The 23,923-nt window shown below is 58.3% G+C and carries 29 protein-coding genes; 10 read left to right on the plus strand and 19 right to left on the minus strand.

The genetic code is table 11. The features are described 5' to 3' along the window. Nucleotides 1-12: 12 nt before the first annotated feature. The gene (yddG, locus tag ACEN2J_RS03820) at nt 13-873 is read left to right on the plus strand and encodes an aromatic amino acid exporter YddG (RefSeq protein WP_442103435.1); all 861 of its coding nucleotides are present in this window, start codon (nt 13-15) and stop codon (nt 871-873) included. A gap of 5 nt (nt 874-878) precedes the next feature. Here yddG and ACEN2J_RS03825 read toward each other — a convergent pair whose 3' ends face one another. The 3 genes from ACEN2J_RS03825 to ACEN2J_RS03835 all read right to left on the minus strand — a co-directional run bounded on the left by ACEN2J_RS03825 (nt 879) and on the right by ACEN2J_RS03835 (nt 2,139). Next, on the minus strand, nt 879-1,043 hold the full coding sequence (locus ACEN2J_RS03825; protein WP_442103436.1) for a DUF465 domain-containing protein: 165 nt from the start codon (nt 1,041-1,043) through the stop codon (nt 879-881). A 100-nt stretch (nt 1,044-1,143) separates the two neighbouring features. Then, nucleotides 1,144-1,902, minus strand: coding sequence for a tRNA1(Val) (adenine(37)-N6)-methyltransferase (locus ACEN2J_RS03830; protein WP_442103438.1), 759 nt, complete (start codon nt 1,900-1,902; stop codon nt 1,144-1,146). 21 nt (nt 1,903-1,923) lie between these two features. Continuing rightward, on the minus strand, nt 1,924-2,139 hold the full coding sequence (locus ACEN2J_RS03835; protein WP_442103673.1) for a putative signal transducing protein: 216 nt from the start codon (nt 2,137-2,139) through the stop codon (nt 1,924-1,926). A gap of 75 nt (nt 2,140-2,214) precedes the next feature. Between ACEN2J_RS03835 and ACEN2J_RS03840 the strand changes: the two genes are divergently transcribed. Continuing rightward, on the plus strand, nt 2,215-3,216 hold the full coding sequence (locus tag ACEN2J_RS03840) for a polyprenyl synthetase family protein (RefSeq protein ID WP_442103440.1): 1,002 nt from the start codon (nt 2,215-2,217) through the stop codon (nt 3,214-3,216). Here ACEN2J_RS03840 and ACEN2J_RS03845 read toward each other — a convergent pair. The 3 genes from ACEN2J_RS03845 to ACEN2J_RS03855 form a co-directional block, all read right to left on the minus strand. Then, nucleotides 3,209-4,042, minus strand: a complete 834-nt coding sequence (locus tag ACEN2J_RS03845) for a 4-(cytidine 5'-diphospho)-2-C-methyl-D-erythritol kinase (protein WP_442103442.1) — start codon at nt 4,040-4,042, stop codon at nt 3,209-3,211. The two genes, ACEN2J_RS03840 and ACEN2J_RS03845, sit on opposite strands and share 8 nt — an antisense overlap. Further along, nucleotides 4,032-5,774, minus strand: coding sequence for a tetratricopeptide repeat protein (locus ACEN2J_RS03850; RefSeq protein ID WP_442103444.1), 1,743 nt, complete (start codon nt 5,772-5,774; stop codon nt 4,032-4,034). The genes ACEN2J_RS03845 and ACEN2J_RS03850 overlap by 11 nt, the downstream gene beginning before the upstream one ends. A gap of 110 nt (nt 5,775-5,884) precedes the next feature. Then, the gene (locus tag ACEN2J_RS03855) at nt 5,885-7,534 is read right to left on the minus strand and encodes a 4Fe-4S dicluster domain-containing protein (RefSeq protein WP_442103445.1); all 1,650 of its coding nucleotides are present in this window, start codon (nt 7,532-7,534) and stop codon (nt 5,885-5,887) included. A gap of 297 nt (nt 7,535-7,831) precedes the next feature. Here ACEN2J_RS03855 and greA point away from each other — a divergent pair, with 297 nt between their 5' ends. Both greA and ACEN2J_RS03865 read left to right on the plus strand, forming a co-directional pair. Next, on the plus strand, nt 7,832-8,302 hold the full coding sequence (greA, locus tag ACEN2J_RS03860) for a transcription elongation factor GreA (RefSeq protein WP_442103446.1): 471 nt from the start codon (nt 7,832-7,834) through the stop codon (nt 8,300-8,302). Nucleotides 8,303-8,356: 54 nt separating this feature from the next. Further along, nucleotides 8,357-9,364: a hypothetical protein gene (locus ACEN2J_RS03865; protein WP_442103447.1), complete on the plus strand. Its 1,008-nt coding sequence runs from the start codon at nt 8,357-8,359 to the stop codon at nt 9,362-9,364. 3 nt (nt 9,365-9,367) lie between these two features. Here the strand turns inward: ACEN2J_RS03865 and ACEN2J_RS03870 are convergent, their stop codons facing one another. The 6 genes from ACEN2J_RS03870 to ACEN2J_RS03895 all read right to left on the minus strand — a co-directional run bounded on the left by ACEN2J_RS03870 (nt 9,368) and on the right by ACEN2J_RS03895 (nt 14,060). Further along, entirely contained in the window at nt 9,368-9,952 is a 585-nt protein-coding gene (locus ACEN2J_RS03870; protein ID WP_442103449.1) for a GNAT family N-acetyltransferase, read from the minus strand. Next, nucleotides 9,949-10,563 carry a hypothetical protein gene (locus ACEN2J_RS03875; RefSeq protein ID WP_442103450.1) on the minus strand — a complete coding sequence of 205 codons (615 nt, stop codon included), beginning with the start codon at nt 10,561-10,563 and terminating at the stop codon, nt 9,949-9,951. The genes ACEN2J_RS03870 and ACEN2J_RS03875 overlap by 4 nt, the downstream gene beginning before the upstream one ends. A gap of 51 nt (nt 10,564-10,614) precedes the next feature. Then, nucleotides 10,615-10,749: an aa3-type cytochrome c oxidase subunit IV gene (locus ACEN2J_RS03880; RefSeq protein ID WP_442103451.1), complete on the minus strand. Its 135-nt coding sequence runs from the start codon at nt 10,747-10,749 to the stop codon at nt 10,615-10,617. 96 nt (nt 10,750-10,845) lie between these two features. Beyond that, nucleotides 10,846-11,310 carry a DUF6173 family protein gene (locus ACEN2J_RS03885; protein WP_442103453.1) on the minus strand — a complete coding sequence of 155 codons (465 nt, stop codon included), beginning with the start codon at nt 11,308-11,310 and terminating at the stop codon, nt 10,846-10,848. Between the two features lie 3 nt (nt 11,311-11,313). Next, nucleotides 11,314-12,354 (minus strand): MBL fold metallo-hydrolase, encoded by a 1,041-nt coding sequence (locus ACEN2J_RS03890; RefSeq protein WP_442103454.1) that lies wholly within the window; start codon nt 12,352-12,354, stop codon nt 11,314-11,316. After that, on the minus strand, nt 12,351-14,060 hold the full coding sequence (locus ACEN2J_RS03895) for an acyl-CoA dehydrogenase (protein WP_442103456.1): 1,710 nt from the start codon (nt 14,058-14,060) through the stop codon (nt 12,351-12,353). The genes ACEN2J_RS03890 and ACEN2J_RS03895 overlap by 4 nt, the downstream gene beginning before the upstream one ends. 121 nt (nt 14,061-14,181) lie before the next feature. Between ACEN2J_RS03895 and ACEN2J_RS03900 the strand changes: the two genes are divergently transcribed. Both ACEN2J_RS03900 and mscL read left to right on the plus strand, forming a co-directional pair. Beyond that, complete coding sequence (locus tag ACEN2J_RS03900; RefSeq protein WP_442103457.1) at nt 14,182-15,144, plus strand: L-threonylcarbamoyladenylate synthase; 963 nt, start codon at nt 14,182-14,184, stop codon at nt 15,142-15,144. A gap of 172 nt (nt 15,145-15,316) precedes the next feature. Next, complete coding sequence (gene mscL / locus ACEN2J_RS03905; protein WP_442103459.1) at nt 15,317-15,751, plus strand: large conductance mechanosensitive channel protein MscL; 435 nt, start codon at nt 15,317-15,319, stop codon at nt 15,749-15,751. An 86-nt stretch (nt 15,752-15,837) separates the two neighbouring features. On the opposite strand, the gene ald is transcribed toward mscL, so the two are convergent. After that, entirely contained in the window at nt 15,838-16,956 is a 1,119-nt protein-coding gene (ald, locus tag ACEN2J_RS03910) for an alanine dehydrogenase (RefSeq protein ID WP_442103460.1), read from the minus strand. Between the two features lie 137 nt (nt 16,957-17,093). On the opposite strand from ald, the gene ACEN2J_RS03915 reads away from it, so the two are divergent. After that, entirely contained in the window at nt 17,094-17,552 is a 459-nt protein-coding gene (locus ACEN2J_RS03915; protein WP_442103674.1) for an Lrp/AsnC family transcriptional regulator, read from the plus strand. Between the two features lie 26 nt (nt 17,553-17,578). Here ACEN2J_RS03915 and pssA read toward each other — a convergent pair whose 3' ends face one another. From pssA to rpsU, 4 genes are all read right to left on the minus strand, one after another. Then, nucleotides 17,579-18,340 (minus strand): CDP-diacylglycerol--serine O-phosphatidyltransferase, encoded by a 762-nt coding sequence (gene pssA, locus ACEN2J_RS03920; protein WP_442103462.1) that lies wholly within the window; start codon nt 18,338-18,340, stop codon nt 17,579-17,581. Further along, nucleotides 18,337-19,035, minus strand: a complete 699-nt coding sequence (locus tag ACEN2J_RS03925; protein ID WP_442103463.1) for a phosphatidylserine decarboxylase — start codon at nt 19,033-19,035, stop codon at nt 18,337-18,339. The genes pssA and ACEN2J_RS03925 overlap by 4 nt, the downstream gene beginning before the upstream one ends. A 99-nt stretch (nt 19,036-19,134) precedes the next feature. Beyond that, nucleotides 19,135-19,560: an EamA family transporter gene (locus ACEN2J_RS03930; RefSeq protein ID WP_442103465.1), complete on the minus strand. Its 426-nt coding sequence runs from the start codon at nt 19,558-19,560 to the stop codon at nt 19,135-19,137. A 126-nt stretch (nt 19,561-19,686) separates the two neighbouring features. Beyond that, entirely contained in the window at nt 19,687-19,893 is a 207-nt protein-coding gene (rpsU, locus tag ACEN2J_RS03935; RefSeq protein ID WP_050523985.1) for a 30S ribosomal protein S21, read from the minus strand. A gap of 106 nt (nt 19,894-19,999) precedes the next feature. Between rpsU and ACEN2J_RS03940 the strand changes: the two genes are divergently transcribed. Then, on the plus strand, nt 20,000-20,725 hold the full coding sequence (locus ACEN2J_RS03940; protein WP_442103467.1) for a COQ9 family protein: 726 nt from the start codon (nt 20,000-20,002) through the stop codon (nt 20,723-20,725). Nucleotides 20,726-20,744: 19 nt separating this feature from the next. Further along, on the plus strand, nt 20,745-21,743 hold the full coding sequence (locus ACEN2J_RS03945; RefSeq protein ID WP_442103469.1) for an NAD(P)H-quinone oxidoreductase: 999 nt from the start codon (nt 20,745-20,747) through the stop codon (nt 21,741-21,743). A gap of 62 nt (nt 21,744-21,805) precedes the next feature. Here ACEN2J_RS03945 and ACEN2J_RS03950 read toward each other — a convergent pair whose 3' ends face one another. Continuing rightward, the gene (locus ACEN2J_RS03950) at nt 21,806-22,450 is read right to left on the minus strand and encodes a ribonuclease T2 family protein (RefSeq protein ID WP_442103471.1); all 645 of its coding nucleotides are present in this window, start codon (nt 22,448-22,450) and stop codon (nt 21,806-21,808) included. Nucleotides 22,451-22,575: 125 nt separating this feature from the next. On the opposite strand from ACEN2J_RS03950, the gene ACEN2J_RS03955 reads away from it, so the two are divergent. Continuing rightward, nucleotides 22,576-23,349: a DUF1013 domain-containing protein gene (locus tag ACEN2J_RS03955; protein WP_442103473.1), complete on the plus strand. Its 774-nt coding sequence runs from the start codon at nt 22,576-22,578 to the stop codon at nt 23,347-23,349. A gap of 41 nt (nt 23,350-23,390) precedes the next feature. Here ACEN2J_RS03955 and ACEN2J_RS03960 read toward each other — a convergent pair whose 3' ends face one another. Continuing rightward, nucleotides 23,391-23,882, minus strand: a complete 492-nt coding sequence (locus ACEN2J_RS03960) for a LytTR family DNA-binding domain-containing protein (protein WP_442103474.1) — start codon at nt 23,880-23,882, stop codon at nt 23,391-23,393. Between the last annotated feature and the right edge of the window lie 41 nt (nt 23,883-23,923).

Genomic DNA, 23,923 nt, shown 5'->3' on the forward strand with positions numbered 1-23,923 from the left:
AAGGCCTCAAAAGTGACGCGCAGCACTGCAACAAACATCGGTTTTTCCGCAGTCCTGATGTGGGCGCTGTTGGCGCTGCTCACCATCGGTTCTTCCCCCGTTCCGCCCTTTCTGCTCAGCTCGATGTGCTTTGGAATTGGCGGGGCTATCGGTTTGGTCTGGACCGCAAAAGACGCGGGCTTAGGGGTTTTGAAAACAGTACCGTGGTACTTCTATCTCTTTGGCACCGTTGGTCTTTTTGGCTATCATGCGCTGTATTTCACGGCGTTCCGTCTTGGCCCTAATGCTTCCACCGGTTTGATAGCCTATCTTTGGCCGCTGCTTATCGTATTGTTTTCAGGCCTGTTGCCGAATGAGCGGTTGCGCAAGGGGCACATTTTGGGCGCGTTAATCGCATTGGCTGGTGCCGCGATGATCGTGCTTTCGAGGCAATCCGATGCGGCCACGTCCTTGCCAGCACTTGGCTTGGCGTTTCTTTGTGCGCTTACATGGTCCAGCTATTCGGTCATCTCGCGTCGCTTTGGGACGGTGCCAAGCGAAAGCGTGACGGTCTTTTGCCTTGCAACGGCCGTTTTATCGCTGCTCGCGCATCTGGGGTTTGAACAAACGCAATGGCCCAATGGCGCAGTTGGCTGGGGCTCGGTTCTGGCCTTGGGCATCGGCCCTGTTGGCACTGCTTTTTTCACTTGGGATATCGGGATGAAGCGCGGCGATATTCAGCTTTTGGGCGTCGCATCCTATGCGGCACCTTTGCTCTCGACGCTTGTTTTGGTCGCGGCAGGCATATCAAAACCCACCTTGGGCCTTGGCATAGCAACCGTTCTTATCACCTTGGGTGCAGCACTGGCGGCGCGCGCCAGTGCTGTGCGTTGAACCCGTTATTGGGCCAGGCGCGAAATCTCTTCCTTTAGCTTAAGCTTTTGTTTTTTAAGGTCGGCGACCTTAAGGTGGTCCGCGCCGGGTGTACGCTCGGCTTTTTCCACGATGGATGAAAGGTTCTCATGCTTGCGGCGCAGTTCTTGTATGTGCGAAGCGACAGTCATTCATTTCCTCCTATAGTCGGTTTACGTAACACCAGTGCAACACACCTTTTGAGTCTTGTCACGAAAAACCGAACCGCCTCGGCCAAGCTTTGCCTAAAAATTATGTGAACAGCTGTTCGAGCCCCGCGCCGCGTCTAAAAACTGCCTCGGCTTGCGGCGAATGGTTGTCACCATCGCCCGGATGTTCGGCGCCGGCATGCAAGATCAACGGCGCGAGCAGCCGCATACCCGCGCGCCCGCCTTTTCGGGTGCGGATAATGACGCGCCCCGCCTCGCGCCCCACCCGCGCGGCAATTGGCAAAATAGAAATCGTGCCCATGCTGCTGCCCAAACCGGCCAGTGCGTCACCCATGCGGTCGGCCCGCACGATCAGCGTCAGCCAGCCCAAAGGGGCCACCCGCCGTTTGGCTGCATCTACCCAAGCATGGATCGAAACCGCCTCTCGCAATGCAAGATCGCGGCCCAAATCGGCGGCGGGTGTGCCAATCGGCAGGTAATAGGGCGGGTTGGTGATGACGTGGTCAAAGTTGATACGCAGCGGTTTGGGCATATCCAGCACTGACCCTTCGACCACCGTTAGCCCAACCTCCGCCCGTGCGGCATTGCGGCGGGCCAGTTCGGCATAGGCGGGTTGCAATTCCAGCCCCGACAGGGCCAGCCCAGCCACCCGCGCCCCAAGGCAAAGTGACGCGGCCCCCGCGCCGCACCCTAGATCAAGCACCGTCTGGCCTGGCTTGGCAGGGCAGCAAGCCGCCAGCAAAACCGGATCGGTCGCCGCGCGGTATCCGCGTTTGGGCTGCCACAACTGCACGCGCCCGCCCAGAAAGGCATCATCCGTCAATGCGTCGTCTGGGAACATAAAACCCCTTGTTCGCTTGGCCTATTTGCCAGTCGGAATATCATTGTCTTTCAAAATCGCCCGCGCAAGGTACAGATCGCGGCTGGCGACCATCAGCCGGCGTGGCAAGATCCCCATCGATCCGTCCAGCACGCTCATGTGAACGTCAAACTCAAAGGTTTCTATACCTTCGCCTTGCAAGATGGCGGTTGCCCAAGGAATAATCGTCGGGTCGGTGGTGCGCAAAAGTTCTTCCATAACCAAGACATAATCGTTAGGCATTGGTCTGTCGAGGTCGCTGATATACAAGTGATACGGCGTAAGGGGTGTTGAATGACTATGGATAGTGAAATCGCAAAACCGCAAGATCGGTTGGCCCAATATTTGGCCGCAGATATGGCGGCGGTGAATGACCTGATTCGCACGCGCATGGCATCCGAACACGCGCCGCGCATCCCCGAGGTAACCGCCCATTTGGTCGAGGCAGGCGGCAAACGTCTGCGCCCGTTGCTGACCTTGGCCGCAGCTAGGTTGTGTGGCTATGACGGGCCGTTCCATGTGCATCTGGCGGCGACCGTCGAATTTATTCACACCGCAACCTTGCTGCATGATGATGTGGTTGATGAAAGCAAACGCCGCCGTGGCCGCCCCACCGCCAATCTGCTGTGGGATAATAAAACCTCGGTTCTGGTCGGCGATTACCTGTTTTCACGCAGCTTTCAGTTGATGGTTGAAACGGGGTCTTTGCGGGTTTTGGACATTCTGGCCAATGCCTCGGCCACGATTGCCGAAGGTGAGGTGCTGCAACTGACCGCCGCCCAAGATCTGGCGACGACTGAGGCCGTTTATTTGCAAGTGGTGCGTGGCAAAACAGCTGCCTTGTTTTCGGCCGCAACCGAGGTGGGCGGTGTCATCGCAGGCGCGCCCGAGGCGCAGGTTAAGGCGCTTTATGCTTATGGCGATGCGCTTGGCGTGGCTTTTCAGATCGTGGATGATTTGCTCGATTATGGCGGTTCGGCGCAGGCTATTGGCAAAAACACCGGCGATGATTTCCGTGAGCGCAAGCTGACCTTGCCAGTGATCAAAGCCGTAGCACTGGCCAGCGCCGAGGAGCGCGCCTTTTGGCAGCGCACCATCGGCAAAGGCGACCAGAACGATGGCGATCTGGAACAGGCGATGGCAATTATGGCCCGTCACGGCTCAATGGATGCCGCCCGCAGCGATGCGCTGGATTGGGCCGCCAAGGCCCGCGACGCCTTGGCCGTTTTGCCTGACCATGATTTGCGCGATATGCTGGCCGACTTGGCCGATTATGTGGTGTCGCGGATTAGCTGACGGGTAGTACCGCGCCAGCGGCGGCCCACCAATCGGGGCGCAGTTGCGCAATGCTGGCTGCGGCACGTTCGGCCTTATCTGGCGGGTAAAGTCCAAAGCAAGTGGCCCCAGACCCCGACATCCCCGCAAACAAGCACCCCGTGGCCCGCAACAGCCCCAGCGTTTCGGTGATTTCCGGCGCAATGCTGGCCGCAGGAGCCTGCAAATCATTGCGCTGCGCCGCCAGCCAAGTGCAAAACGCCGCTGCATCGGGCCAATTTGGCAGCATGTCAGCCATAGGTGGGTTGGTTTTCTGCACCAGGGCTTTGAAGACTTGCGGCGTTTGCACGGCTACACCTGCGTTCACCAGCACAATATCCAGCGCGGGCAAGGGGGGCAAAGGCGAGATGACCTCGCCAATCCCGCGCATGCGCACAGGGCGGCTGGCCAAACAAACCGGCACATCGGCACCCAATTCTGTAACTGCGGCCATCTCTGGCAAGCCCAGCCCCCACAGCTGCGCCAAAGCCCGCAAGGTCGCCGCCGCATCGGCCGATCCGCCACCGATACCCGAGGCAATGGGCAGGTTTTTTGTCAGGCGGATCGCGGCCATACGGTCGGGCGCCAACAGCCGCGCGGCCCGCAGCACGAGATTATCGGACCCCGCCAATCCCGCCCCATAAGGCCCATCAATTTCCAAGCTTAACCTGTCTGCGGGCTCGACGCGGATTTCATCGTAAACCCCTGCAAACACGACCAAACTGTCTAGCAGATGATAGCCGTCATCCCGCTGGCCTTTCACATGCAGGGTCAGGTTTACCTTGGCGCAGGCCCGCTCAGTTACCATTCTTAACGTCGGCCAACGGTTTCGCGCCTTCCTCGGCCAGTACGGCATCTAAACCAATCTCAAGCTTGCGGCGGATGCGGGTTGCCAAATCTTCCTTGGGGTCGAACGACAAAGCGCGCCGCCACTGGAAATTCGCTTCCAGCTTGCGGCCCACGGCCCAATAGACATCGCCCAGATGGTCGGTGACGGTTGCATCGACCGGTTCCAGCAATGAGGCCTTTTCCATCGGCAAAACCGCATCGGTATAGCGGCCAGCAAGGAAATAGCCCCATGCCAGACTGTCAACAATATAGCCGCTTTCGGGGCGTTGGGCGACAGCACGCTCGATCATCGACAGCGCCTCATCGTAATTCTCGCCGCGTTCCAGATAGCTGTAGCCAAGGTAGTTCAGCACTTGGGGCTGATCGGGGGCCAATTCCAGCGCCTTGCGGAAATCGGTTTCGGCACGGTCCCATAGCTTTTGCCGCTCAAACGCAATCGCGCGGCTGTAATAGACCGACCAATACCCCGAAGGTGCAGGTTGCGGTGCCAGTTTCAGAACCTCATCATAGGCGGCAGATGCCTCCTCCCAGCGTTCGGCGCCGCGCAGCATATCGGCCAGCGCCAGACGCACCGGCGTTTGGTTTGGGTTGGCTCTGATTTGGGCGTTCAACACCGCGAGTGCGTCGTCCAGCTTGTCAGCACCCAGCAAGGCGCGGGCGCGGCCAATCTCGGCGGCGAAAAAACCACCCTCGGATGGTGCCAGTGTGGTGTAAATCTCGGTCGCAAGATCGTATTGTTTCAGGTTTTCCAGCAGCGTCCCAGTCAGCAAAATCGCTTCGGGGTGGTCTGGGCGCAAAAACAAGGCGGCGCGGGTGTATTGCAGGGTGAAGGCGTCATCCGCCTCGCCATTCAGGGCCAGCGCAAGGGTGAAAAACACCTCGGCCACGCCATCGGCCGGAGTGCGCACGATGTCAAAAGGCACAGGCTCGCCTGCGACCAGCCGCGCGCGCAAACCGGTAATTGCGGGGTCGGTGTCGCCCGCAAAGGCCTTGTCCAACAGGGCAATCGCATCGGGGTTGCGCTCTAGCTGGCTAAGGATTTGGATATGGGCCATGGTGCCGCGCCGCATCACTTCGATCGCGGGGGCCGCAACGCCCGCCATTATCGCCTCGGCGCCTTCAAAATCACCTGCCGAGGCCAAGGCTAAAGCTTTGTGAAACATCGCAAAACCGTTAAGCCCTTCGATTTTTCCGAGCGTGTCAAAAGCGGCAAGGGCATCGGCCATCTGGCCTTTGCCAAACTGGCCCCAAGCATACATCAACCCGTCAAGCAGGCTTGCGCCGGTGCGCCCCAACTCGGGCTTGACTTGCAAGGCGTCAAAATCGCCGCGCTTGGCCTCATCTGAAATCAGCACCACCTCGGCCGTCGGAGATTTCAGGCCGGTTGCCTTGAGCCGCGTGGCCACAGCGATTGCAGCTTCAAAGTTGCCAGCAGCAACCTGTGCCAAAACGGTGCCTTCCATCAGGGACATATCATTCGGCGCGGCCAGCAAGGCACGGGTAAACCAATGCGCCGCTTCGCGGAAATTATTGTCGGTCCCCGCGACACGCGCGGCAAGATAGGCACCGCTGTCGATCGGTTCTTCAACGGCGGGGGGCTCGGCTTGCACGGCTGGGGTTTGGGCGTGCAGCGCTGGGGCCTGCGCCCAAAGAACCAGCATAGTGGCGGCGATTACGGGGCGAAACTGCATAGATGGCCTCCAATTCTTTGGATCAAGCTAGTGCGCGGCGTAGGGCAAGGCAATGCGTTACACATGGGAAAGGCGGGGAATGGCCCCGCCTCTCGAAAATGTTAACCCGATTACATGTTTGGATAATTAGGCCCGTCGCCGCCTTGTGGCGTGGTCCAGTTGATGTTCTGGCTTGGGTCTTTGATATCGCAGGTTTTGCAATGCACACAGTTTTGAAAGTTGATCACAAAGCGCGGATCTTTGCCATCCTCGGCCACAACCTCATACACGCCCGCCGGGCAATAGCGTTGGGCGGGTTCGGCATATTCGGGCAGGTTCACCGAGATCGGAATTGACGCATCTTTCAGCTTTAGGTGCGGGGGTTGCGATTCTTCGTGGTTGGTAAAGGAAAACGCAACGTTGGTCAGCCTGTCAAACGATAGCACGCCATCGGGGCGCGGGTAATTGATCGGCGCAAAGTCAGCCGCCTTGCCGGTCGCGGCTGCATCGGTTTTGCCGTGGGACAACGTGCCAAACAGCGAAAAGCCAAGTGTGTTGGCCCACATATCCAAACCACCGCCCATCAGCGACGCCACTAGACCGAATTTTGACCACAATGGTTTGACGTTGCGTACTTTTTTCAGGTCAGCCCCAATGGCGCCGCCACGCACGTCGGTCTCATAATCGGCCAATTCGTCGCTGGAACGGCCCGCGCCAATCGCGGCAAAGGCCGCCTCGGCTGCTGCTTTGCCCGATAGCATGGCGTTATGGTTGCCCTTAATCCGCGGCACGTTCACCATGCCAACCGAACAGCCCAGCAGCGCAACACCCGGTGCCACCATTTTCGGCATCGACTGATAGCCGCCTTCGGAAATTGCCCGCGCACCGTAGGCCACGCGTTTGCCGCCTTTTAGCAGTTCGGCCACCATCGGGTGATGCTTGAACCGCTGGAATTCCATGTAAGGATACAGATGCGGGTTTTGATAGTTCAGGTGAACCACAAAGCCGACGTAAACCTGATTGCCTTCAATATGATAGATGAAGGACCCGCCGCCCGCGTTGCTGCCCAAGGGCCAGCCCATCGTATGGGTCACGGTGCCGAGTTTATGCTTTTCGGGGTCTATTTCCCAGATTTCCTTCATGCCGAGGCCGAATTTCTGCGGCTCGTGGCCCGATGACAGGTCGTATTTCGCGATCACTTCCTTGGCGAGGCTGCCGCGCACGCCTTCGGACAGGAACACATATTTGCCATGCAGCTCCATCCCCGGCTCGTAATTCGGGCCGGGGGTGCCATCGGCGGCAAGGCCCATCACGCCTGCCACAACGCCTTTAACCTCGCCTGCGTCACCATAAACCAGTTCGGAACAGGACATGCCGGGGAAAATCTCAACGCCCAAGCCTTCGGCCACCTCGGCCATCCAACGGCAAACATTGGCCATCGACACGATATAATTGCCGTGGTTGTTCATCAAAGGCGGCATCGGCCAGTTGGGAATGCGCACTTGGCCGCCTTCGCCCAGCATATAAAAGTTATCCTCAACTACCGGCGTTTTGATCGGTGCGCCCATGTCGCGCCAATCGGGCAGCAGGGCGTCAAGGCCCGATGGGTCCAAAACCGCGCCCGACAGGATATGCGCGCCAACCTCGGACCCTTTTTCCAGCACAACGACGTTCAAATCGCTGTCCAACTGCTTGAGCCGGATCGCAGCCGACAGGCCCGCAGGCCCCGCGCCGACGATAACAACGTCATATTCCATCGCTTCGCGCTCTACTTCGGCCATCTGGCTACTCCCTTGCTTCATTCGTGGCGCAAATCTGCGCATATCCGACATATTCTTTCGCGTGTGGCTACCCTAGCCGCGCCGCTATTTCAATTAGAACTACAGCGAAAACACAGGCGCAATTGTGCAAAATGCGTCACTCCGTGGCCTAGTGGTGACGTTATAGGCAAGGTGGCGCGCAGTTGCGCCATTCTGCTTGCATTTGCGGCGTGGCTGCTATTGGGTGTATGGCAGCAAACCTGAACCAAGGTCATGGCCCGCAATGGCCATGGCTTTCTTACTTTTAAATGTAGGCTTATGGAAAAAATTCCGATGACACGCGCGGGCTTTACCGCGTTGGACGATGAACTGAAGCTGTTGAAATCGGTAGAGCGCCCGGCTGTGATCCGCGCGATTGCCGAAGCGCGTGAGCATGGCGATTTGTCGGAAAACGCCGAATATCATGCTGCCCGCGAAAAGCAGAGCTTTATCGAAGGGCGGGTCAAAGAGTTAGAAGCGATTATTTCGTTGGCCGACGTCATTGATTTCAGCAAATTCACTGGCACCGTAAAGTTCGGCGCCAAGGTGACGCTGGTTGATGAGGATACCGACGAAGAGCGCACCTATCAGATCGTGGGCGAACCCGAGGCAGATCTGGAGCGCGGGTTGCTGAACATCAAATCGCCCCTTGCCCGTGCCTTGATTGGCAAAGACGAAGGCGACACAGTCGAGGTGAAAACCCCCGGCGGCCAGCGCGGCTATGAAATTCTGTCGATTAAATACATTTAAGCCGTTGTTTTTTACGGCCTAAATGGTGCCATGACACCTAGGCGGATCTTACGTATGAGCGAACTGAAAGCACCCAAAGCGGCCACACCGCCCGCAGATAGCAGCAAAATGGCGCTGTCTGAGGTGGTTGCTTTTTGCTTGGCAGTGGTCTGGGTCATTGCCATCGTGGCCCAGCTTATCCTGTCGCCGGGTGCGGTTTTAACAGGCCCATTGTCGATACTCATGCTGCTTTTGATGGTGTTTTTACCGCTCGCCTTGTTGTGGGGGGTGGTGTCAACGGGCCGTACGATTCGCGCCTTGCGGGATGAGGCGCAGCGGCTGCAGATTGCCGTAGATGCCATGCGCCACGCCTATGTTGTTGGCCAGCAAGGCGGTGCAACGGGCCAGCCTTCGGTTGAAAAAAAGCTGGATGAAATCGCCGCTGCCCAACGCAAAACCGAAACTGCGCTGGCGATGTTTACCACGCGCCGCGATTCTTCATTGACGGTGCCATCGGCCGATCGCAAGGCCGCGCTAAGCCTGCCTGTCAAATCCACCAGTGATGAGCAACCTTTGCTGGCGCTTGGTACCCCTGCCGAAGAAATGCGCGCGCCGCTGTCGGTCGGTGATTTTGTGCGCGCTTTGCATTTCCCCGAAAGCCCCGAAGATAAGGCCGGTTTTCGGGCCTTGCGTCTGGCATTGGAAGATCGCAAATCCTCTCGCCTGATCCGCGCGGCCCAAGATGTGCTGACCCTGCTGAGCCAAGAGGGCATCTATATGGATGACCTAAAGCCCGAGCGTTGCCGCCCAGAGGTTTGGCGCCGTTTTGCCAGCGGTGAGCGTGGCCGTGAAATTGCGTCACTTGGGGGAATCAGGGATCGTTCCAGCCTTGCGCTGTCTGCCTCGCGGATGCGCGAAGACCCGGTGTTTCGCGATGCCGCCCACCATTTTTTGCGCAGCTTTGACAAGACTTTTGTCGAGTTTGAAAAGAATGCCACCGATGCCGAATTGGCCGATCTGGCCGAAACCCGCACCGCCCGCGCCTTTATGCTGCTGGGCCGCGTGACGGGCACGTTTGACTAAGGTTTACAGCGCTTTGACCATTGCGATAGAGGTCTTAAACCCGAAAGCATAGCGCAACAGCCCCAGTGGTTCGGTCTGAAGCGCTGTGAATCCGAACCGTTCATACAGGGCCCGCGCCCGCAGGTTCGACGACACCACATCAAGGCGAATACCTGAATAGCCGCGCGCCTGCGCTTCGGCACAAATCACGTGCAGCAATTCTGTGCCTATCCCTTGGCCCCGCGCAGCAGGGATTACGCAAATGCCATCCAGCAAAAATCGTTCATTTTCAACGCCCTGTTCTAGAAGGCCCAGCAGTGTGGCCCGCCAAAACGCGCCAAACCTACCATAGGCCTTGCGCAAATCAGCATCGTCGCCGCCCGCAAAGCTGCCCTCAAAGGTTTTGAAGCCGACCATGCCCAGCAAACTGCCGTCATCCGACAGCGCAACAATCACATGGTCGCTGCTTAAGGCGCGGTACAGGAACGCAAGCGCTTTGCGCTTTGGCCCCATCACGCGGCCCAGCTTGTCGCCAAACGCCTCCCAATACAGCGCAGCGGCCTGCGCGCGCAGATCGTCGGGCAGGCCGTGTCGCAGCGTGACCGTCACTGCAGACGCGGATCGCCCGCCTGAACCAGCAAGACGCCATGGTTGCTGTTGGTGTCGGTATCTGTAAATTTGCGCGTCTTTACTCCCGGCAGTTTGCCAAAAGCTTCCATCAGCTTTTTAGGGAAATAGGTGCTTGGCAGATTTTCAAACCCAGGCACATCGCGCAAAATGCCCGAGGTAGCGATGCTGCATTGCGCCTTACCAACCGCCCCGTTTGCCATTGCCCGCCGCATCGCAGCCTCGGCCACTTCGGGCGAGACAAGGACGGTTTGTTGAATAACATCATAGGTTTCGCGGGCATGGTAGTCGAGGTAGAAATCTTCCATCATCGGCGACATGCCAAAATGCACATCGTTACGCTCAGCCAGTCTCGGGTGGTGCCATGTCCCTGCCGGATCAAAGATCACGTTTTCCGAGCCTCTGATCAGCAAGCCCGAATGCTGGCCCGACCCATTGGCCACCGACAGTACGGTGTAAAGGGTAATCGAAGTTGGCCCCGTATTCACATATCGTGCTTTCGCAACATCGGCGTCCGAGGCCCATTTGGGCTCGGCCCCTCCGCATGCAGCTAAAAACAAAATCGCGATGAAACACAAATAAATACGGCGCATGCATACCCCTTGGGCGCATTGCATACGCCGCTTAGACCCGTTGGTTTTGGATTAGCCGTTCGCCAATGCCATAAATATTAGAACGCCGATCGAAATCGCGGCACCCCAAGTCACCATGCGCAGAAAACCTTCAAAGGTTTTCTCTTGAACTTTGATGTCCATGCTACCGAGCTTATGTTCAGCCATTTCAGCGTCTCCTTTGAAAATCTTGTCATCCTGCGTTTAGCCGAATAATTTCCCGCTGTCACGGGGGGCGTGGCCAAAGGCAGGGCGGTATTGCAGCTAAGCCTCACCCAAATCTTGGGCAAGGCGAAAGCCGATGCGGCGGGCGGGTTCTTCTGGCGGGGTTTCCTTGGAAATCGCCCGCAAAACCACGTTTAATTGCGTTACATGCTGAATCAGTTGCATTTTGGTGCCGGTTTGATCGGCACCGTAAAAGGTCACGATATCGGGGTCGAAATAGCCCACGCCTTCGATGCGCAAAACGCCGGCCGAACTGCCGGTGAACCCCATTGCTACCTCGTGATTCTTATCCAGCTGTTCCTCAAAGTTTTTCAGATAGAGGATCAGCCGTTCATAGGCCCATTCTGCCGGGCTTTTCTGGCCGACCGGCTTTTTGGCAACGGCTTCTGGCAAGGGCAGTTGTTCGGCTGTAGCGGGCGTGTTTGCATCGCAATGCACCACATGTGCGCGGGGAAGGGCGTGGGCCTCCATCGCCTCGGCGGCGGTCAAAATGTCATCACTCATGTGTCACCCCTTGGCCAAGGACCATTGCCAAGCCCCATCACCACCCATGGTCCGGCAAACCTCGCCCTTATGCAAGAGGTGGTTCAGGTGTGCCATCGCCTCGACCAAAGCCAAGCCATAGGCTGCACCTGTAATGTCGCGCTTGAACACGGGCAGAAAGCACTGCGCTGCCGTGTGCGGCGTGACCAGATGTTTGCGCAGGCGGTCCAGCGCGCCGTGGTGGTTTTCGGCCATTTGGCGCAGGCGCAAGGGCAGGCCGGTAAAGGGCAGCTTATGGCCGGGCAGGATAAGCTGATTATCCTGCGCAAAGGGGGCAAAGCTGGCGCAACTGGCCAGCCATTCGGCCAACGGGTCGGCGTCGGGTTCGGTTGGGTAGACCCCGATATTGGCCGAGATTGACGGCAAAAGCTGATCGCCGCCCAGCACCAAGTTATCATCCAGCGACCAGAACGTTGCGTGTTCCGGCGCGTGGCCATTGCCGATCCGAACGGTCCAGCGCCGCCCGCCCATTGCAATCACTTGCCCCTCTTGCAGCCGCGTAAACCCCAGCGGCAGCGGCGTCACCACATCTGCAAAGTTGAAAGGGCGTTCTGCCATGCGTGTGGCCAGCAGGTCGGCAGGCATCCCTGCGCCGCGCCAAAATGCCACTTGTTCCGGCAGCGGTGCGGTTTGTTCGTCCAAAATCAGCATGCGGGCATAAAGCCAGCTGGTGCGGGTGGTTAGCAGTTCCGCCCCTTGCGTCTGAAACCAACCGGCAAGGCCGATATGGTCGGGGTGGTAATGCGTCACCACAACGCGGCCCACCGGTTTGCCCGCCAGCGGCCCTGCCAACAGATCGCCCCAAATCGCGCGGCCACGCTTGCTGTCAAATCCGGTGTCGATCACCGTCCAGCTATCGCCCTCATCCAGCGCAAAGATATTCACATGGTCCAGCGCCATTGGCAACGGTAGGCGCATCCACAGCACGCCGGGGGCCACCTCGATTGCCTGTCCGGCTTCGGGCGGGTTCTCATGCGGATAGCGGATGCCTGTGTGTTTGGTCACGCCAGAAAATCCTGATCTGACAAGGCATAGAGGCCCGAAGCCCCCTGACGCACCTGCGCCAGCAGCGCGGTGTGTTCGGGCAGCAAGCGTTTGATCGCCACGCGGGCAAGGGCGGTTCGCGGGCCATCCACACCCTCGGCCATCGCGGCGCGCAGGTGGAAGTGGCTGCCCAAAATCCGCGCGAACGCCCGCAAATACGGCACAGCCCCTGCAAAACGGTCGTTCATATCCTGCGTGAGCAAACCTTCGGTCGCTTCACGCAAGCTCTCGGCGGCATTCCAAACGGCGGTGGCCATGTTGGGGTATTGCACGCGCACGCCGTGGGCGTTTTGCTCAATTTCCTCAATCAAACGAAAGGCAGCCTCGCCGTTGTCCATCATTTTGCGGCCCACAAGGTCCATCGCTTGAATGCCGTTGGTGCCCTCATAAATCGCGGTTACGCGCACATCGCGGAAATATTGCGCGGCACCAGTTTCCTCAATAAATCCCATGCCGCCATGCACTTGGATGCCCATATCGGCCACGGCCACACCGGTATCGGTGCCAAAGGCCTTGGTGATAGGCGTCAACAGTGCCGCCCGTGCTGCCCACTCGGCTTCCCCCGTGGCCCGTGCCATATCGGTTGCTACCGCACAAGACAGCGCAATCGCGCGGGCGCTGAAAACCTCGGCCTTCATTGTGGCCAGCATCCGGCGCACATCGGCATGGTCCGAAATCGTGCCAATACCGGTGGGCGTTTTGCCCTGCTTGCGGTCCAACGCATAGGCCAGCGCGTGTTGATACGCGCCTTCGGCAACCGAAATCCCCTGAACGCCCACACCCAGCCGTGCGTTGTTCATCATGGTAAACATCGCTGCCATGCCTTTGTGGGCCTCGCCAATCAGCCAGCCCTTGGCGCCGTCGTACTGCATCACGGCGGTGGGCGACCCGTGCAGCCCCATTTTATGTTCAAGGCTGACCACTTGCAGGCTGTTGCGCGTGCCCAACGTCCCATCTGCATTGGGGATGATTTTCGGCACCATAAACAGGCTGATCCCTTTGGTCCCCGCAGCGCCATCGGGCAGGCGCGCCAGTACCAAATGGCAGACGTTCTCGGTGAAATCGTTATCACCCCAACTGATGTAAATCTTTTGCCCCGAAATGGCATAGGTGCCATCGCCATTCGGTTCGGCCTTACTGCGCAACGCACCCACATCCGAGCCCGCCTGCGGTTCTGTCAGGTTCATCGTGCCGCACCATTCGCCCGAAATCAGCTTGGGGATATAGAGCGCCTTGATCTCATCGGTTGCGTGATGCTCCAACGCCTCAATCTGGCCTTGGGTCATCAACGGGTTCAACTGCAACGACAAACAGGCCGAGCCCATCATCTCATTCACCGCCGTGGTCAGCGCCATCGGCAAGCCCATACCGCCAAATTCGGGGTTGGCGGCGATGCTGACCCAGCCCCCCTCGACAATCGCGCGGTATCCTTCGGCAAAGCCGGGCGAGGTGCGCACAACCCCGTTTTCCAGCCGTGCGGGGTGCAAATCGCCCGCCCGCTGCAACGGTGCCAATACGGTTTCGCACAGCTTGCCTGCCTCGCTTAGAATTGCGTCAACCGTGTCGGGGCTGGCATCGGCAAAGGTTTCTGTCGCAGCGACTTGATCAAACCCGACCACATGGTCAAACAAAAACTGAAAATCGGCAAGCGGGGCGCGGTAGGGCATCAAACTCTCCTCAGGCAAGTGGCGGCTCTGGCTTGGCAAAACGGCGCAGGCCAAGTATGTCCGACGTCACCGCAATATTTAACCGCGCATATCCCGCCTTCAAGGTCAACGCTACGTCACCATGTCAATCAAAACCCAAACCCTTGCGCCAACCCAAGACGGCATCTTTGATGCTGCTGAAATTTTGCGCAATGGCGGGCTGGTCGGCTTTCCCACAGAAACGGTTTACGGCCTTGGCGGGGACGCCCGAAATGACCATGCGGTCGCGCGGATATTTGAGGCAAAGGGTAGACCGCATTTCAACCCGCTGATCGTGCATGTGCCCGATCTGGCAACGGCGCAAACCTATGCGGTTTTCAACGATCAGGCCTTGGCGCTTGCCGCCCAGTTTTGGCCCGGCCCGTTGACGATGGTTTTGCCGTTGCGTCCTGATGCGGGCTTGTCGCCAGTGGTCACGGCGGGGCTGGACAGCGTGGCCATTCGCGTTCCGGCGCATCCGTTGGCGCGGGCCTTGCTGCGGGCGTTTGACGGGCCGCTGGCCGCCCCTTCGGCCAACCCGTCCGGCCGCATTTCACCCACCCGTGCCGACCATGTTCTGGCGGGCTTGTCTGGCCGGATTGAAGCGGTTCTTAACGCAGGCCCCTGTGATGTGGGCGTCGAAAGCACTATCATCGGGCTGGTTTGCACCCCCGCCTTACTGCGCCCCGGCGGCGTGCCGGTTGAGGCGCTAGAGGCCGCATTGGGCATGTCTATTGCCAGCGGCGGCAGCGCGGAAAAGCCCAACGCCCCCGGTCAGCTTGCATCCCATTACGCGCCCGAGGCTGGCGTGCGCCTGAATGTGACCGCGCCACTCGCGGGGGAGGTTTGGGTTGGTTTCGGCCCCGATTGCGCGGGGGCTGTGCTGTCGCTATCGCCCTCGGGGGATCTGGTTGCGGCGGCTGCGGCGCTGTTTCACACCCTGCGATTGGCCGATGTTTTGGCACAGCCACACTCTGCTGGTATCGCCTTTGCGCCTATCCCCGAAGCGGGCCTTGGTCGCGCGATAAACGACCGCTTGCGCCGTGCGGCAGCGCCCCGCGCCTGATCGCGTTAGCGGCACATGTATTCATTCGATGCCAGCGTATTTGATGATTGAAAAATACGTAATTTCCCCATGAAACTTTGTCGAAAGCGATGTAGGCAGGGGTAACGCTGATGCGTTCTATCAAAGCCAAGAAGCCGATTATACCGGCAAGCGCACATATAAGGGGACAAAAATGATTAATGAATTCAAAAGCTTCATCGCCAAGGGCAATGTCATGGACATGGCCGTTGGTATCATCATCGGTGCCGCCTTTACGGCCATCGTTTCATCGTTGGTTGGTGACTTGATCAACCCAATCATCGGTCTGATCATCGGCGGCATCGATTTTTCCAACATGTATTTGGTGCTTTCGGGTGATGTCGTGCCGGGCACAGGCATTGCCGCCGCGCGTGAAAGTGGTGCCGCGATTTTTGCCTATGGGGCGTTCATCATGGCCGTCATCAACTTTTTGATCATCGCTTTCGTGGTTTTCATGCTGGTGAAAATGGTGAACCGTGTAAAAGACGCGGCGGTCAAGAAAGAAGAGGCCGTCCCATCCGCGCCTGCTGGCCCAACCCAAGAACAGCTGCTGGCCGACATCCGCGACCTGCTAAAGGCTCGCGCCTAAGCTTTTGGCTGGTAAAATAGAATGGCCCGCCCAACTGAAAGGGCGGGCCGATTTTGTTTGGACGGTCTGCAATTGCAGGGCCGCTGTTATACCATCAACGCGTCCACAGCCGCCATTACCGGCAAGCCAAGCGCCTCGCCCACCGCTGCATAGGTCAGATGCCCTGCGTGGGTGTTCAGGCCTGCCAGCAAATGCTTGTCGTCGGCGCAGGCTTGTTTCCAGCCTTTATCGGCCAGCGCCAACATGAACGGCATGGTCGCATTGCCCAAAGCGATGGTCGAGGTGCGCGCCACAGCCCCCGGCATGTTGGCGACGCAATAATGCATAATGCCATCCACATCATAAATCGGGTCTTGGTGCGTGGTGGCATGCGAGGTTTCAAAACACCCGCCTTGGTCAATCGCCACGTCCACCAGTGCAGCACCGGGTTTCAGTTCGGCCAGTTGCGCGCGCGAAATTAGCTTGGGGGCGGCTGCACCCGGCACCAAAACCGCGCCAATAATCAGGTCGGCTGCGCGGGCCAGCTCTATCGTGTTGCCTGCACTGGCATAGGCGTTTTTGAACGTGCCGCCGAACACATCATCCAAATAGCGCAGACGGGGCAGGGACCTGTCAATCACGGTGACATCCGCGCCCATGCCCGCTGCGATTTTTGCGGCATGCGTGCCAACCACCCCGCCGCCAATCACCAACACACGGCCCGGCGCGACACCGGGCACACCGCCCAGCAAAACGCCGCGCCCACCATTTGCCTTTTGCAATGTCCACGCGCCAACCTGCGGTGCCAAACGGCCCGCTACCTCGGACATCGGCGCCAGCAAGGGCAGGCCACCACGGTCATCAGTCACGGTTTCATAGGCAATCGCTGTGACGCCTGATTTCAACAAATCGGCGGTCTGTGCAGGATCGGGCGCAAGGTGCAGATAGGTGAACAACAGCTGCCCCTCACGCAGGCGCGCGCGCTCCACGGGTTGGGGCTCTTTCACCTTTACGATCATTTCAGACAGGGCAAAAACATCCTCGGCATTGCCCGCGATTTTGGCACCCGCCGCAATGTAATCGGCGTCGCTAAAACCTGCGCCTATACCCGCGCCTGTTTCCACCAAAACACTATGACCATGCGCCACCGCCTCATGTGCCGCATTGGGCGTCAGGCCAACACGAAACTCTTGGGGTTTGATTTCCTTTGGACAACCGATTTTCATTACGCAACCTCCCATGGTTATTTCAAAACTATCGCGCGGGTGGCACGCAAATGCTTTGAAATTTGAATAGCGCTTTGTTAGATTTGGCGTATAATCTTCGGTACTATGGATGATTTATCGAAAGAACCACCGCAATGCTGGACCTTGACGCAACAGACCGCAGAATTTTGACCGTCTTGCAAAAAGAGGGCCGCGTTACCAATGCCGAACTGTCGGAACGGATAAACCTGTCGCCCTCGGCCTGCCATCGCCGTGTACAACGGCTAGAGGAAGAGGGCTATATCGCGGGCTATGTTGCTTTGCTGGATGCCCGCCGTATGGGCCGTCCTACCACGGTTTTCGTCGAAATTACCTTGCAAGGCCAAGCAGATGACTTGCTAGACCGGTTTGAACGCGAGGTGGCGCGGGTGCCGGATATCCTCGAATGCCACCTGATGGCGGGCTCGGCGGATTACCTGCTGAAAATCATCGCGCAAGACACCGAAGATTTTGCCCGTATTCACCGGCAATACCTGTCGCGGCTGCCGGGGGTTGCGCAAATGCAATCCAGCTTTGCGCTGCGAACGGTCGTTAAAACCACGGCAATGGCAGTTTAATCGCCTTCGCGTTTTCCAACGGAAATCTATAGCGGCTGGGACGTGCGCTTTTTGCGAAAGTATTGCAGCACCGCAGCGGCGATAATAGCGGCATAGGTCAGATCCAGAATCACCAGCAGCATCCAGAACCGCGTCACCATAAGCCCGACGATCACCGCAGCAGCCAGCAGCACAACCACTTGCAATTCACGTTTGACCCGCACGGCCTTGGATGACAGCGTCGGCACCTTGCTTACCATCAGCCACGCCACGATCAGGGTCCAGACCCCAAACAGCACTGGGAAATCCCGTGCGTCTACAATGCCTTGCTGCGTTAGGAACAGTGGCAATAGCGCCAGCATCGCCCCACCGGGCGCAGGCACGCCGATGAAATGTGGCTTGCCCACGGGCTGTTCGTCGCGCGACACGTTGAAGCGCGCCAAACGCAAGCAAGCACAGCAAATATAGATCAGGACAAACATCCAGCCGGTTGCAAAATCGCGGCTGAGCGCGAATTGAAACACCAAGATCCCGGGTGCCACGCCAAAGCACAGAAAATCGGACAGGCTGTCCAACTCGCCGCCAATGTCGCTGGCTGCATTCAGGCGCCGCGCAAGCAACCCGTCCAACCCGTCAATCAGGGCCGCAAAAATAATCAACGCCGCGGCAATATCAAATCGCCCCACCAACACAAACCGTATCGAGGTCAGCCCCGCGCACAGCCCCAAAATTGTTACCATGTTCGGCAACATCAATATGAGGGACATGCTCTCGCGTTTGCGGTGGGGGGGGCGGGGCAGCTCGCTCATCTTTCGCGTCCCACGCGTGGTGCCTCGGTCGCGGTAATATCAGCCAGCACGGTTTCGCCTGCGACCATAGTTTGGCCAAGGCAGACCAGTGGCTCTACGCCGTCGGGCAAATACACATCAAGCCGCGACCCGAAACGGATCATCCCGAACCGCTCACCCGTTTGCAAACGGGCACCTTCGGGCACCTCGCAGACAATCCGCCGCGCAACCAAGCCTGCAATTTGGACGACGGCCAAGTCGCGCCCGTCTTTCATGCGCACCACCAGCGCATTGCGCTCATTGTCGACACTGGCTTTATCCAGGCTAGCGTTCAAAAACTTACCTGGGCGATAGGCGATTTTCGTGACTTCGCCTTCAATCGGCAACCGGTTCACATGGCAGTTAAACACGTTCATAAACACCGACACGCGCATCATCGCATCCGGCCCCAGGCCCAATTCCTCGGGCGGCACGGCAGGTTCCAACAATGAGATGACCCCATCAGCAGGGCTGATAATCAGGCCTTCGCGGGTCGGCGTCACACGCTTTGGATCGCGGAAAAAGTAATAGCACCAAATGGTCAAGCCAAGCCCGACCCAGCCAAGCGGCTGCCACACAAAGAACAGGCCCACCGCGACAACCGCGAAAATAGGGATGAAACGCCAACCTTCACGGTGGATCGGTTTGATAACAGTCGACATCATGCTGGCGGACATAGGTAAAGCAGCCTTTGTTGGTTCGTTTAAAGTATAGCGGTTTTGCACAGAATCAGGGGCAAAACAATGCCGCCGCGCATAAGGTTTCGCAGCGTTCCCTTAACGCCACGCTACCAATATAGCGCCGCCTGCGATCATCGCCACGCCCAGCCAGTTCGGCAGGCTTAAATGCTCGCCCAAAAACACGGCCGCAAACACGGCCACCAAAACCACGCTCAGCTTATCAATCGGGGCGACCCGCGCCGCATCGCCCATCTTTAATGCACGGAAATAGCACAGCCATGACGCGCCGGTTGCCAACCCCGACAGCACCAAAAACACATAAGACCGCGCCGAGATTTTACTGGGTGAAAACCCCTCACGCCCCAACAGCGCAATCAGCGCGACCAGTACCAATATCACCACTGTCCGCACTAAGGTTGCACTGTCTGACGGCACATCCGCGACGCCCACTTTGGCCAGAATCGCCGTCATTGCCGCAAATCCGGCCGAGGCAAGCGCCCAGAACTGCCATGTCATCTGCATCACAAACTCCTTTTGCGCCACCCTGCGCCCGGCCCGCCAAAAAGACAAAGAAAAACCCCCAAGCTCGCGCGAGGGGGTTAGCCTTTTAGTGGGGTCGCCCCCACCAGTGTTCGCTAGATGTCGATCTTAAAGACCGTTCTCGCGCTGGAGCTTCTTGCGTGCGAGCTTGCGCGCACGCCGGATTGCTTCAGCTTGCTCACGGGCTTTCTTAACGGAGGGCTTTTCGAAATGTTGCTTGAGCTTCATTTCACGAAAAACGCCTTCGCGCTGGAGCTTTTTCTTCAAGGCCCGAAGGGCTTGCTCGACGTTATTGTCGCGGACGCTGACCTGCATGTGGTTTTCACCACCTTTCTAAGTTAAATTTGCACGGATGTGCAGGCAAGCTTCCCATAGCAAAGGGGGCAGCGCTTGTCTACCATTCCGAACACCGGAGGCTAAGATGACAACAGCACAAACAGACGATACCGCCAAGGATAACGGCTTAGAGCAGGCAAAACAGGCCGTTTTGCAGGCCGCCTTGCCGCATGTACCCTTTGATGGCTGGACTGACGCAACCTTTACCGCTGCCGTAAGTGATTCGCGTGTGGCCTTGGGGTTGGCCCGTGCGCTTTACCCTCGCGCGGGGCTCGATCTGGCCCTGTACTACCATCACAGCGGCGATGCGCAGATGGTTGAGGCGCTGCAAACCGCCAATCTGGCGACGATGCGCTATTCTGACCGTGTTGCATTTGCCATTCGCACGCGGCTGGAATTGGTGACAGATCGTGAACTGGTCCGCCGTGGCACCACCCTGTTTGCCCTGCCGCAAAACGCAGGCGAGGGGGGCAAAGCCATTTGGGGCACCGCCGATGCCATCTGGAAGGCGCTTGGGGATACCTCGACCGATTTGAATTGGTACAGCAAACGCGCCACACTGTCGGCGGTTTACAGTGCGACCGTGCTGTTTTGGCTGGGCGATGACAGCCCGAACCACAGCGACACTTGGGATTTTCTGGATCGTCGCATTGCCAATGTGATGCAGATTGAAAAGGCCAAAGCCGCATTGCGCGACAATCCGGTCGCACGGGCCTTGCGCTCGGGGCCATTTTCGGGTGCGATTAACGCAATGGAAAAGATTAAGATGCCAGATAGGCCGCGCGATATGCCCGGCAAATCTGGGCATTGAACGCTGAAATGAGGCTGCAATGACCGTTCCCGACGCGATGCTTGCGATTGAAATCACCCAACCTGGCCCGCCGGATGTGCTGGCGCCTGCATCGGTGCCGGTTCCGGTGCCAAAACATGGGCAAATTTTAATCAAAGTGGCCTATGCAGGGGTGAACCGCCCCGATGCTTTGCAACGGGCGGGGGCCTATAACCCGCCGGCCAACGCCTCGCCCTTGCCGGGCTTGGAATGTTCGGGGCATGTGGCTGCCATTGGTCCCGGCGTCACCCGCTGGGCCGTGGGCGATCCCGTTTGCGCCTTGCTGCCCGGTGGCGGCTATGCCGAATACGCCCTAACCGCCGCCGATCACGCGCTGCCGATCCCCGCAGGAATGTCGCTGCGCGACGCCGCCTGCCTGCCCGAAACCTGCTTTACCGTTTGGTCCAACATCGTCATGCGCGGCGGACTAAAGGCGGGTGAGCGGTTCTTAGTCCATGGTGGCACCTCGGGTATTGGCACCACCGCCATCCAGATTGCCCGCGCCTTGGGCGCCCGCGTCTTTACCACCGCCAGTTCAGACAAAAAATGTGCCGTCTGTATGGACCTAGGTGCCGAAAAAGCCATCAATTACAATGAGCAAGACTTTGCCGCCGAGATGAAAGCCGTGGGTGGCGCAGACCTGATCCTTGATATGGTCGGCGGCAGCTATATGTCCCGCAACATCCGCAGCCTTGCCGATGATGGCCGCCTTGTGCAGATCGCGTTCTTGACCGGCCCCAAGGTCGAACTGAACTTTGCCGAAGTGATGATGCGCCGGCTTACCATCACTGGTTCAACCCTGCGCCCGCAATCCGACCTTGCCAAGGCTCGCATTGCGGCCCAAGTCGAACAGCATGTTTGGCCGATGATCGCCCGTGGTGCGCTAAAACCGGTGATCGACAGCGAATATCCGCTGGCCGAAACCCCCGCCGCCCATTGGCGAATTGAGACGCCTGGCCATATCGGAAAAATCGTCCTGAAGGTGCAGGGCGATGGTTGATTTCATCTTGGCTTAAATACCCAAAATCCGCCCGCGCCGCCCTGTGCGGGCGGCGCAAAATTTTAGCGAACCGCCCCCAACACCGCATTTTGCATCTGGCAATCGCGGATCGTATCGGCCCCACAGCGGCGCGGCTGCAAGTCTTTGGTCAGGCACATCCGCACCTCTTGGATCATCCCTGAGGCGCAGGTCACGGTAATCATATCCTTGGTCAGCCCCGGGTTCGCCGCTAAAAACGCTTCTTCCACCACGGCGGCGGGTACAGTCAACGTCTTGTTAATCTTGGAGAAAACATCCGGTTCGTTGACCGATGTAAAGGCCCGTCGCGCCGTTGCAAAATAATCTTGCGCCGAAAGTCCCGCACAGCGCCCGTGCTTTTTCCACTGATACCACGCTAGCCCCGCACCGCCCATAATATCGGCCATCGTCGCCGATTCCCCGCGTGAAGGGTCGCGCGCGGCGGTCCGGCAATAGGCGGGCCAGCCGTTTTCATACTGCGGCCACAGCCCGTGGAGGGTGAAAGTCAGGCCCTTTCCGGGCAGGCATTGGTCCTCACCGCGCGAGTCGCCCTCTAGCGCGCACCAGTTCGACGACCAGCTTAATGCCATGACGTAATAGTCGAAATCTCCGGCCTTTTCCCCATCCGCACGCGCGAAAACGCCCGAAAATGCTATCACAAAACCCATCAAAACCGCAAAAACCCGCATTTTCTCTTTCCTCTGCCCACGCGTACCAGTATACGGACCCCTGACTTCCCCGAAAACGAAAAGACGCGAGGCCACGCCCGCAGCCGTTTTCTCGGCATGGAAGGGATTTGTAAAGGAGTGTTGCGATGAACAAGCCACTGATGTCCAAAGCAACCGCCGTCTGGCTGGTGGACAACACAACTCTGACCTTTAAACAGGTCGCCGCGTTCTGCGGTCTGCACGAGTTGGAGGTGCAAGGCATTGCCGATGGTGATGTCGCAACCGGCGTTAAGGGCTTTGACCCTGTGTCCAATAACCAGTTGGAGCACGGTGAGATTGAAAAGGCACAGGCCGATCCGCATTACCGCCTGAAACTGAAATTTATCGCCTCTGCCGTGGGCGAGGAAAAACGCCGTGGCCCGCGCTATACGCCGCTGTCCAAGCGTCAGGACCGTCCGGCCTCGATCCTTTGGTTGGTTAAATTCCACCCCGAGTTGACAGATGGTCAGGTTGGCAAGCTGGTCGGCACCACCAAACCGACCATTCAGGCAATCCGCGAACGCACGCATTGGAACATCAACAATATCACGCCGATAGATCCGGTTGCTCTTGGGTTGTGCAAACAATCCGAGTTGGATGCAGCCGTTCAGGTCGCGGTGCGCAAAAAAGCTGCCGAAGGTGGCGTGATGTCGGATGACGAACGTCGCAAATTGGTCAGCACCGAGCAATCGCTTGGCATGTCCGAAGAGCCCAAAATGCCGTCCTCGATCGCTGGGTTGGAAAACTTTAGCATGACCGAAAAAGACGACGAAGACGATAAAAAGACCGATTATTCCAACGCTGACAGCTTCTTTAACCTGCCTGACGCAGATGACGAAGACGATGAGGATGAAGACAGCATTGATCCTCGCCGGAAATAAGGGCGTTACATAGACGAAAAAGCACCCCTCGGGGTGCTTTTTTATGACCCCAGCAAAGCTTCGGCCCAGTTGCGCACATCCGATTGGCGATTGCGGGCCACCGGCACCTCTTGGGTATTGTGCAATTGCAGCCGCCAGCCGCCGCGATTGCGCTGCAACCCGGCAAGCGCTGCATTTGCCACCCAATGGCTGCGATGCACTTGCATTCCGGCCGCCGATGGCAACTGATCAATAGCGTCTGCAAGCCGCCCGCGCAGCAGCAAAGCCCGCCCGTCTTGCAGCGTAACCGCGACATAATGCTCTTCGGCTTTCAGATGCCAGATTGTATCCACTTCCAGCCGCTGCCCCAAAACCTCGGACCAGAGCGGCGTCTGAGTTGCCGGCGCTTCGATCACAAGCGTTGCCGGAGGCGGAAATTCCGAACTGGTCTGGGCAAAGGCGATGATGGGTTGCGCTTTTAACCCGGTCTCCTTGGCAATTTTCTCAAGCAAAAAGCTTGCCAGAAAAATTTCGGCGGCGACGCAAAGCACCATGTTAAACGCCAAAAGCTCCGCCCACTCTGTCACCCCCAGTA

The organism is Pseudorhodobacter sp. W20_MBD10_FR17 (assembly GCF_052119765.1).
GTDB lineage: Bacteria > Pseudomonadota > Alphaproteobacteria > Rhodobacterales > Rhodobacteraceae > Pseudorhodobacter.

What these genes read in the sequence shown, in the direction of transcription:
- ACEN2J_RS03940 (WP_442103467.1), top strand. Translation starts at nt 20,000, where the DNA reads ATGACAACAGCACAAACAGACGATACCGCCAAGGATAACGGCTTAGAG.
- rpsU (WP_050523985.1), bottom strand. Translation starts at nt 19,893, where the DNA reads ATGCAGGTCAGCGTCCGCGACAATAACGTCGAGCAAGCCCTTCGGGCC.
- ACEN2J_RS03855 (WP_442103445.1), bottom strand. Translation starts at nt 7,534, where the DNA reads ATGGCCGAAGTAGAGCGCGAAGCGATGGAATATGACGTTGTTATCGTC.
- ACEN2J_RS03960 (WP_442103474.1), bottom strand. Translation starts at nt 23,882, where the DNA reads ATGGTGCTTTGCGTCGCCGCCGAAATTTTTCTGGCAAGCTTTTTGCTT.
- ACEN2J_RS03955 (WP_442103473.1), top strand. Translation starts at nt 22,576, where the DNA reads ATGAACAAGCCACTGATGTCCAAAGCAACCGCCGTCTGGCTGGTGGAC.
- ACEN2J_RS03835 (WP_442103673.1), bottom strand. Translation starts at nt 2,139, where the DNA reads ATGGAAGAACTTTTGCGCACCACCGACCCGACGATTATTCCTTGGGCA.
- ACEN2J_RS03825 (WP_442103436.1), bottom strand. Translation starts at nt 1,043, where the DNA reads ATGACTGTCGCTTCGCACATACAAGAACTGCGCCGCAAGCATGAGAAC.
- ACEN2J_RS03845 (WP_442103442.1), bottom strand. Translation starts at nt 4,042, where the DNA reads ATGGTAACTGAGCGGGCCTGCGCCAAGGTAAACCTGACCCTGCATGTG.
- ACEN2J_RS03830 (WP_442103438.1), bottom strand. Translation starts at nt 1,902, where the DNA reads ATGTTCCCAGACGACGCATTGACGGATGATGCCTTTCTGGGCGGGCGC.
- ACEN2J_RS03850 (WP_442103444.1), bottom strand. Translation starts at nt 5,774, where the DNA reads ATGCAGTTTCGCCCCGTAATCGCCGCCACTATGCTGGTTCTTTGGGCG.
- ACEN2J_RS03950 (WP_442103471.1), bottom strand. Translation starts at nt 22,450, where the DNA reads ATGCGGGTTTTTGCGGTTTTGATGGGTTTTGTGATAGCATTTTCGGGC.
- ACEN2J_RS03945 (WP_442103469.1), top strand. Translation starts at nt 20,745, where the DNA reads ATGACCGTTCCCGACGCGATGCTTGCGATTGAAATCACCCAACCTGGC.
- ACEN2J_RS03880 (WP_442103451.1), bottom strand. Translation starts at nt 10,749, where the DNA reads ATGGCTGAACATAAGCTCGGTAGCATGGACATCAAAGTTCAAGAGAAA.
- ACEN2J_RS03925 (WP_442103463.1), bottom strand. Translation starts at nt 19,035, where the DNA reads ATGTCCGCCAGCATGATGTCGACTGTTATCAAACCGATCCACCGTGAA.
- greA (WP_442103446.1), top strand. Translation starts at nt 7,832, where the DNA reads ATGGAAAAAATTCCGATGACACGCGCGGGCTTTACCGCGTTGGACGAT.
- ACEN2J_RS03895 (WP_442103456.1), bottom strand. Translation starts at nt 14,060, where the DNA reads ATGCCCTACCGCGCCCCGCTTGCCGATTTTCAGTTTTTGTTTGACCAT.
- ACEN2J_RS03875 (WP_442103450.1), bottom strand. Translation starts at nt 10,563, where the DNA reads ATGCGCCGTATTTATTTGTGTTTCATCGCGATTTTGTTTTTAGCTGCA.
- mscL (WP_442103459.1), top strand. Translation starts at nt 15,317, where the DNA reads ATGATTAATGAATTCAAAAGCTTCATCGCCAAGGGCAATGTCATGGAC.
- pssA (WP_442103462.1), bottom strand. Translation starts at nt 18,340, where the DNA reads ATGAGCGAGCTGCCCCGCCCCCCCCACCGCAAACGCGAGAGCATGTCC.
- ACEN2J_RS03900 (WP_442103457.1), top strand. Translation starts at nt 14,182, where the DNA reads ATGTCAATCAAAACCCAAACCCTTGCGCCAACCCAAGACGGCATCTTT.
- ACEN2J_RS03865 (WP_442103447.1), top strand. Translation starts at nt 8,357, where the DNA reads ATGAGCGAACTGAAAGCACCCAAAGCGGCCACACCGCCCGCAGATAGC.
- ald (WP_442103460.1), bottom strand. Translation starts at nt 16,956, where the DNA reads ATGAAAATCGGTTGTCCAAAGGAAATCAAACCCCAAGAGTTTCGTGTT.
- ACEN2J_RS03885 (WP_442103453.1), bottom strand. Translation starts at nt 11,310, where the DNA reads ATGAGTGATGACATTTTGACCGCCGCCGAGGCGATGGAGGCCCACGCC.
- ACEN2J_RS03930 (WP_442103465.1), bottom strand. Translation starts at nt 19,560, where the DNA reads ATGCAGATGACATGGCAGTTCTGGGCGCTTGCCTCGGCCGGATTTGCG.
- ACEN2J_RS03840 (WP_442103440.1), top strand. Translation starts at nt 2,215, where the DNA reads ATGACTATGGATAGTGAAATCGCAAAACCGCAAGATCGGTTGGCCCAA.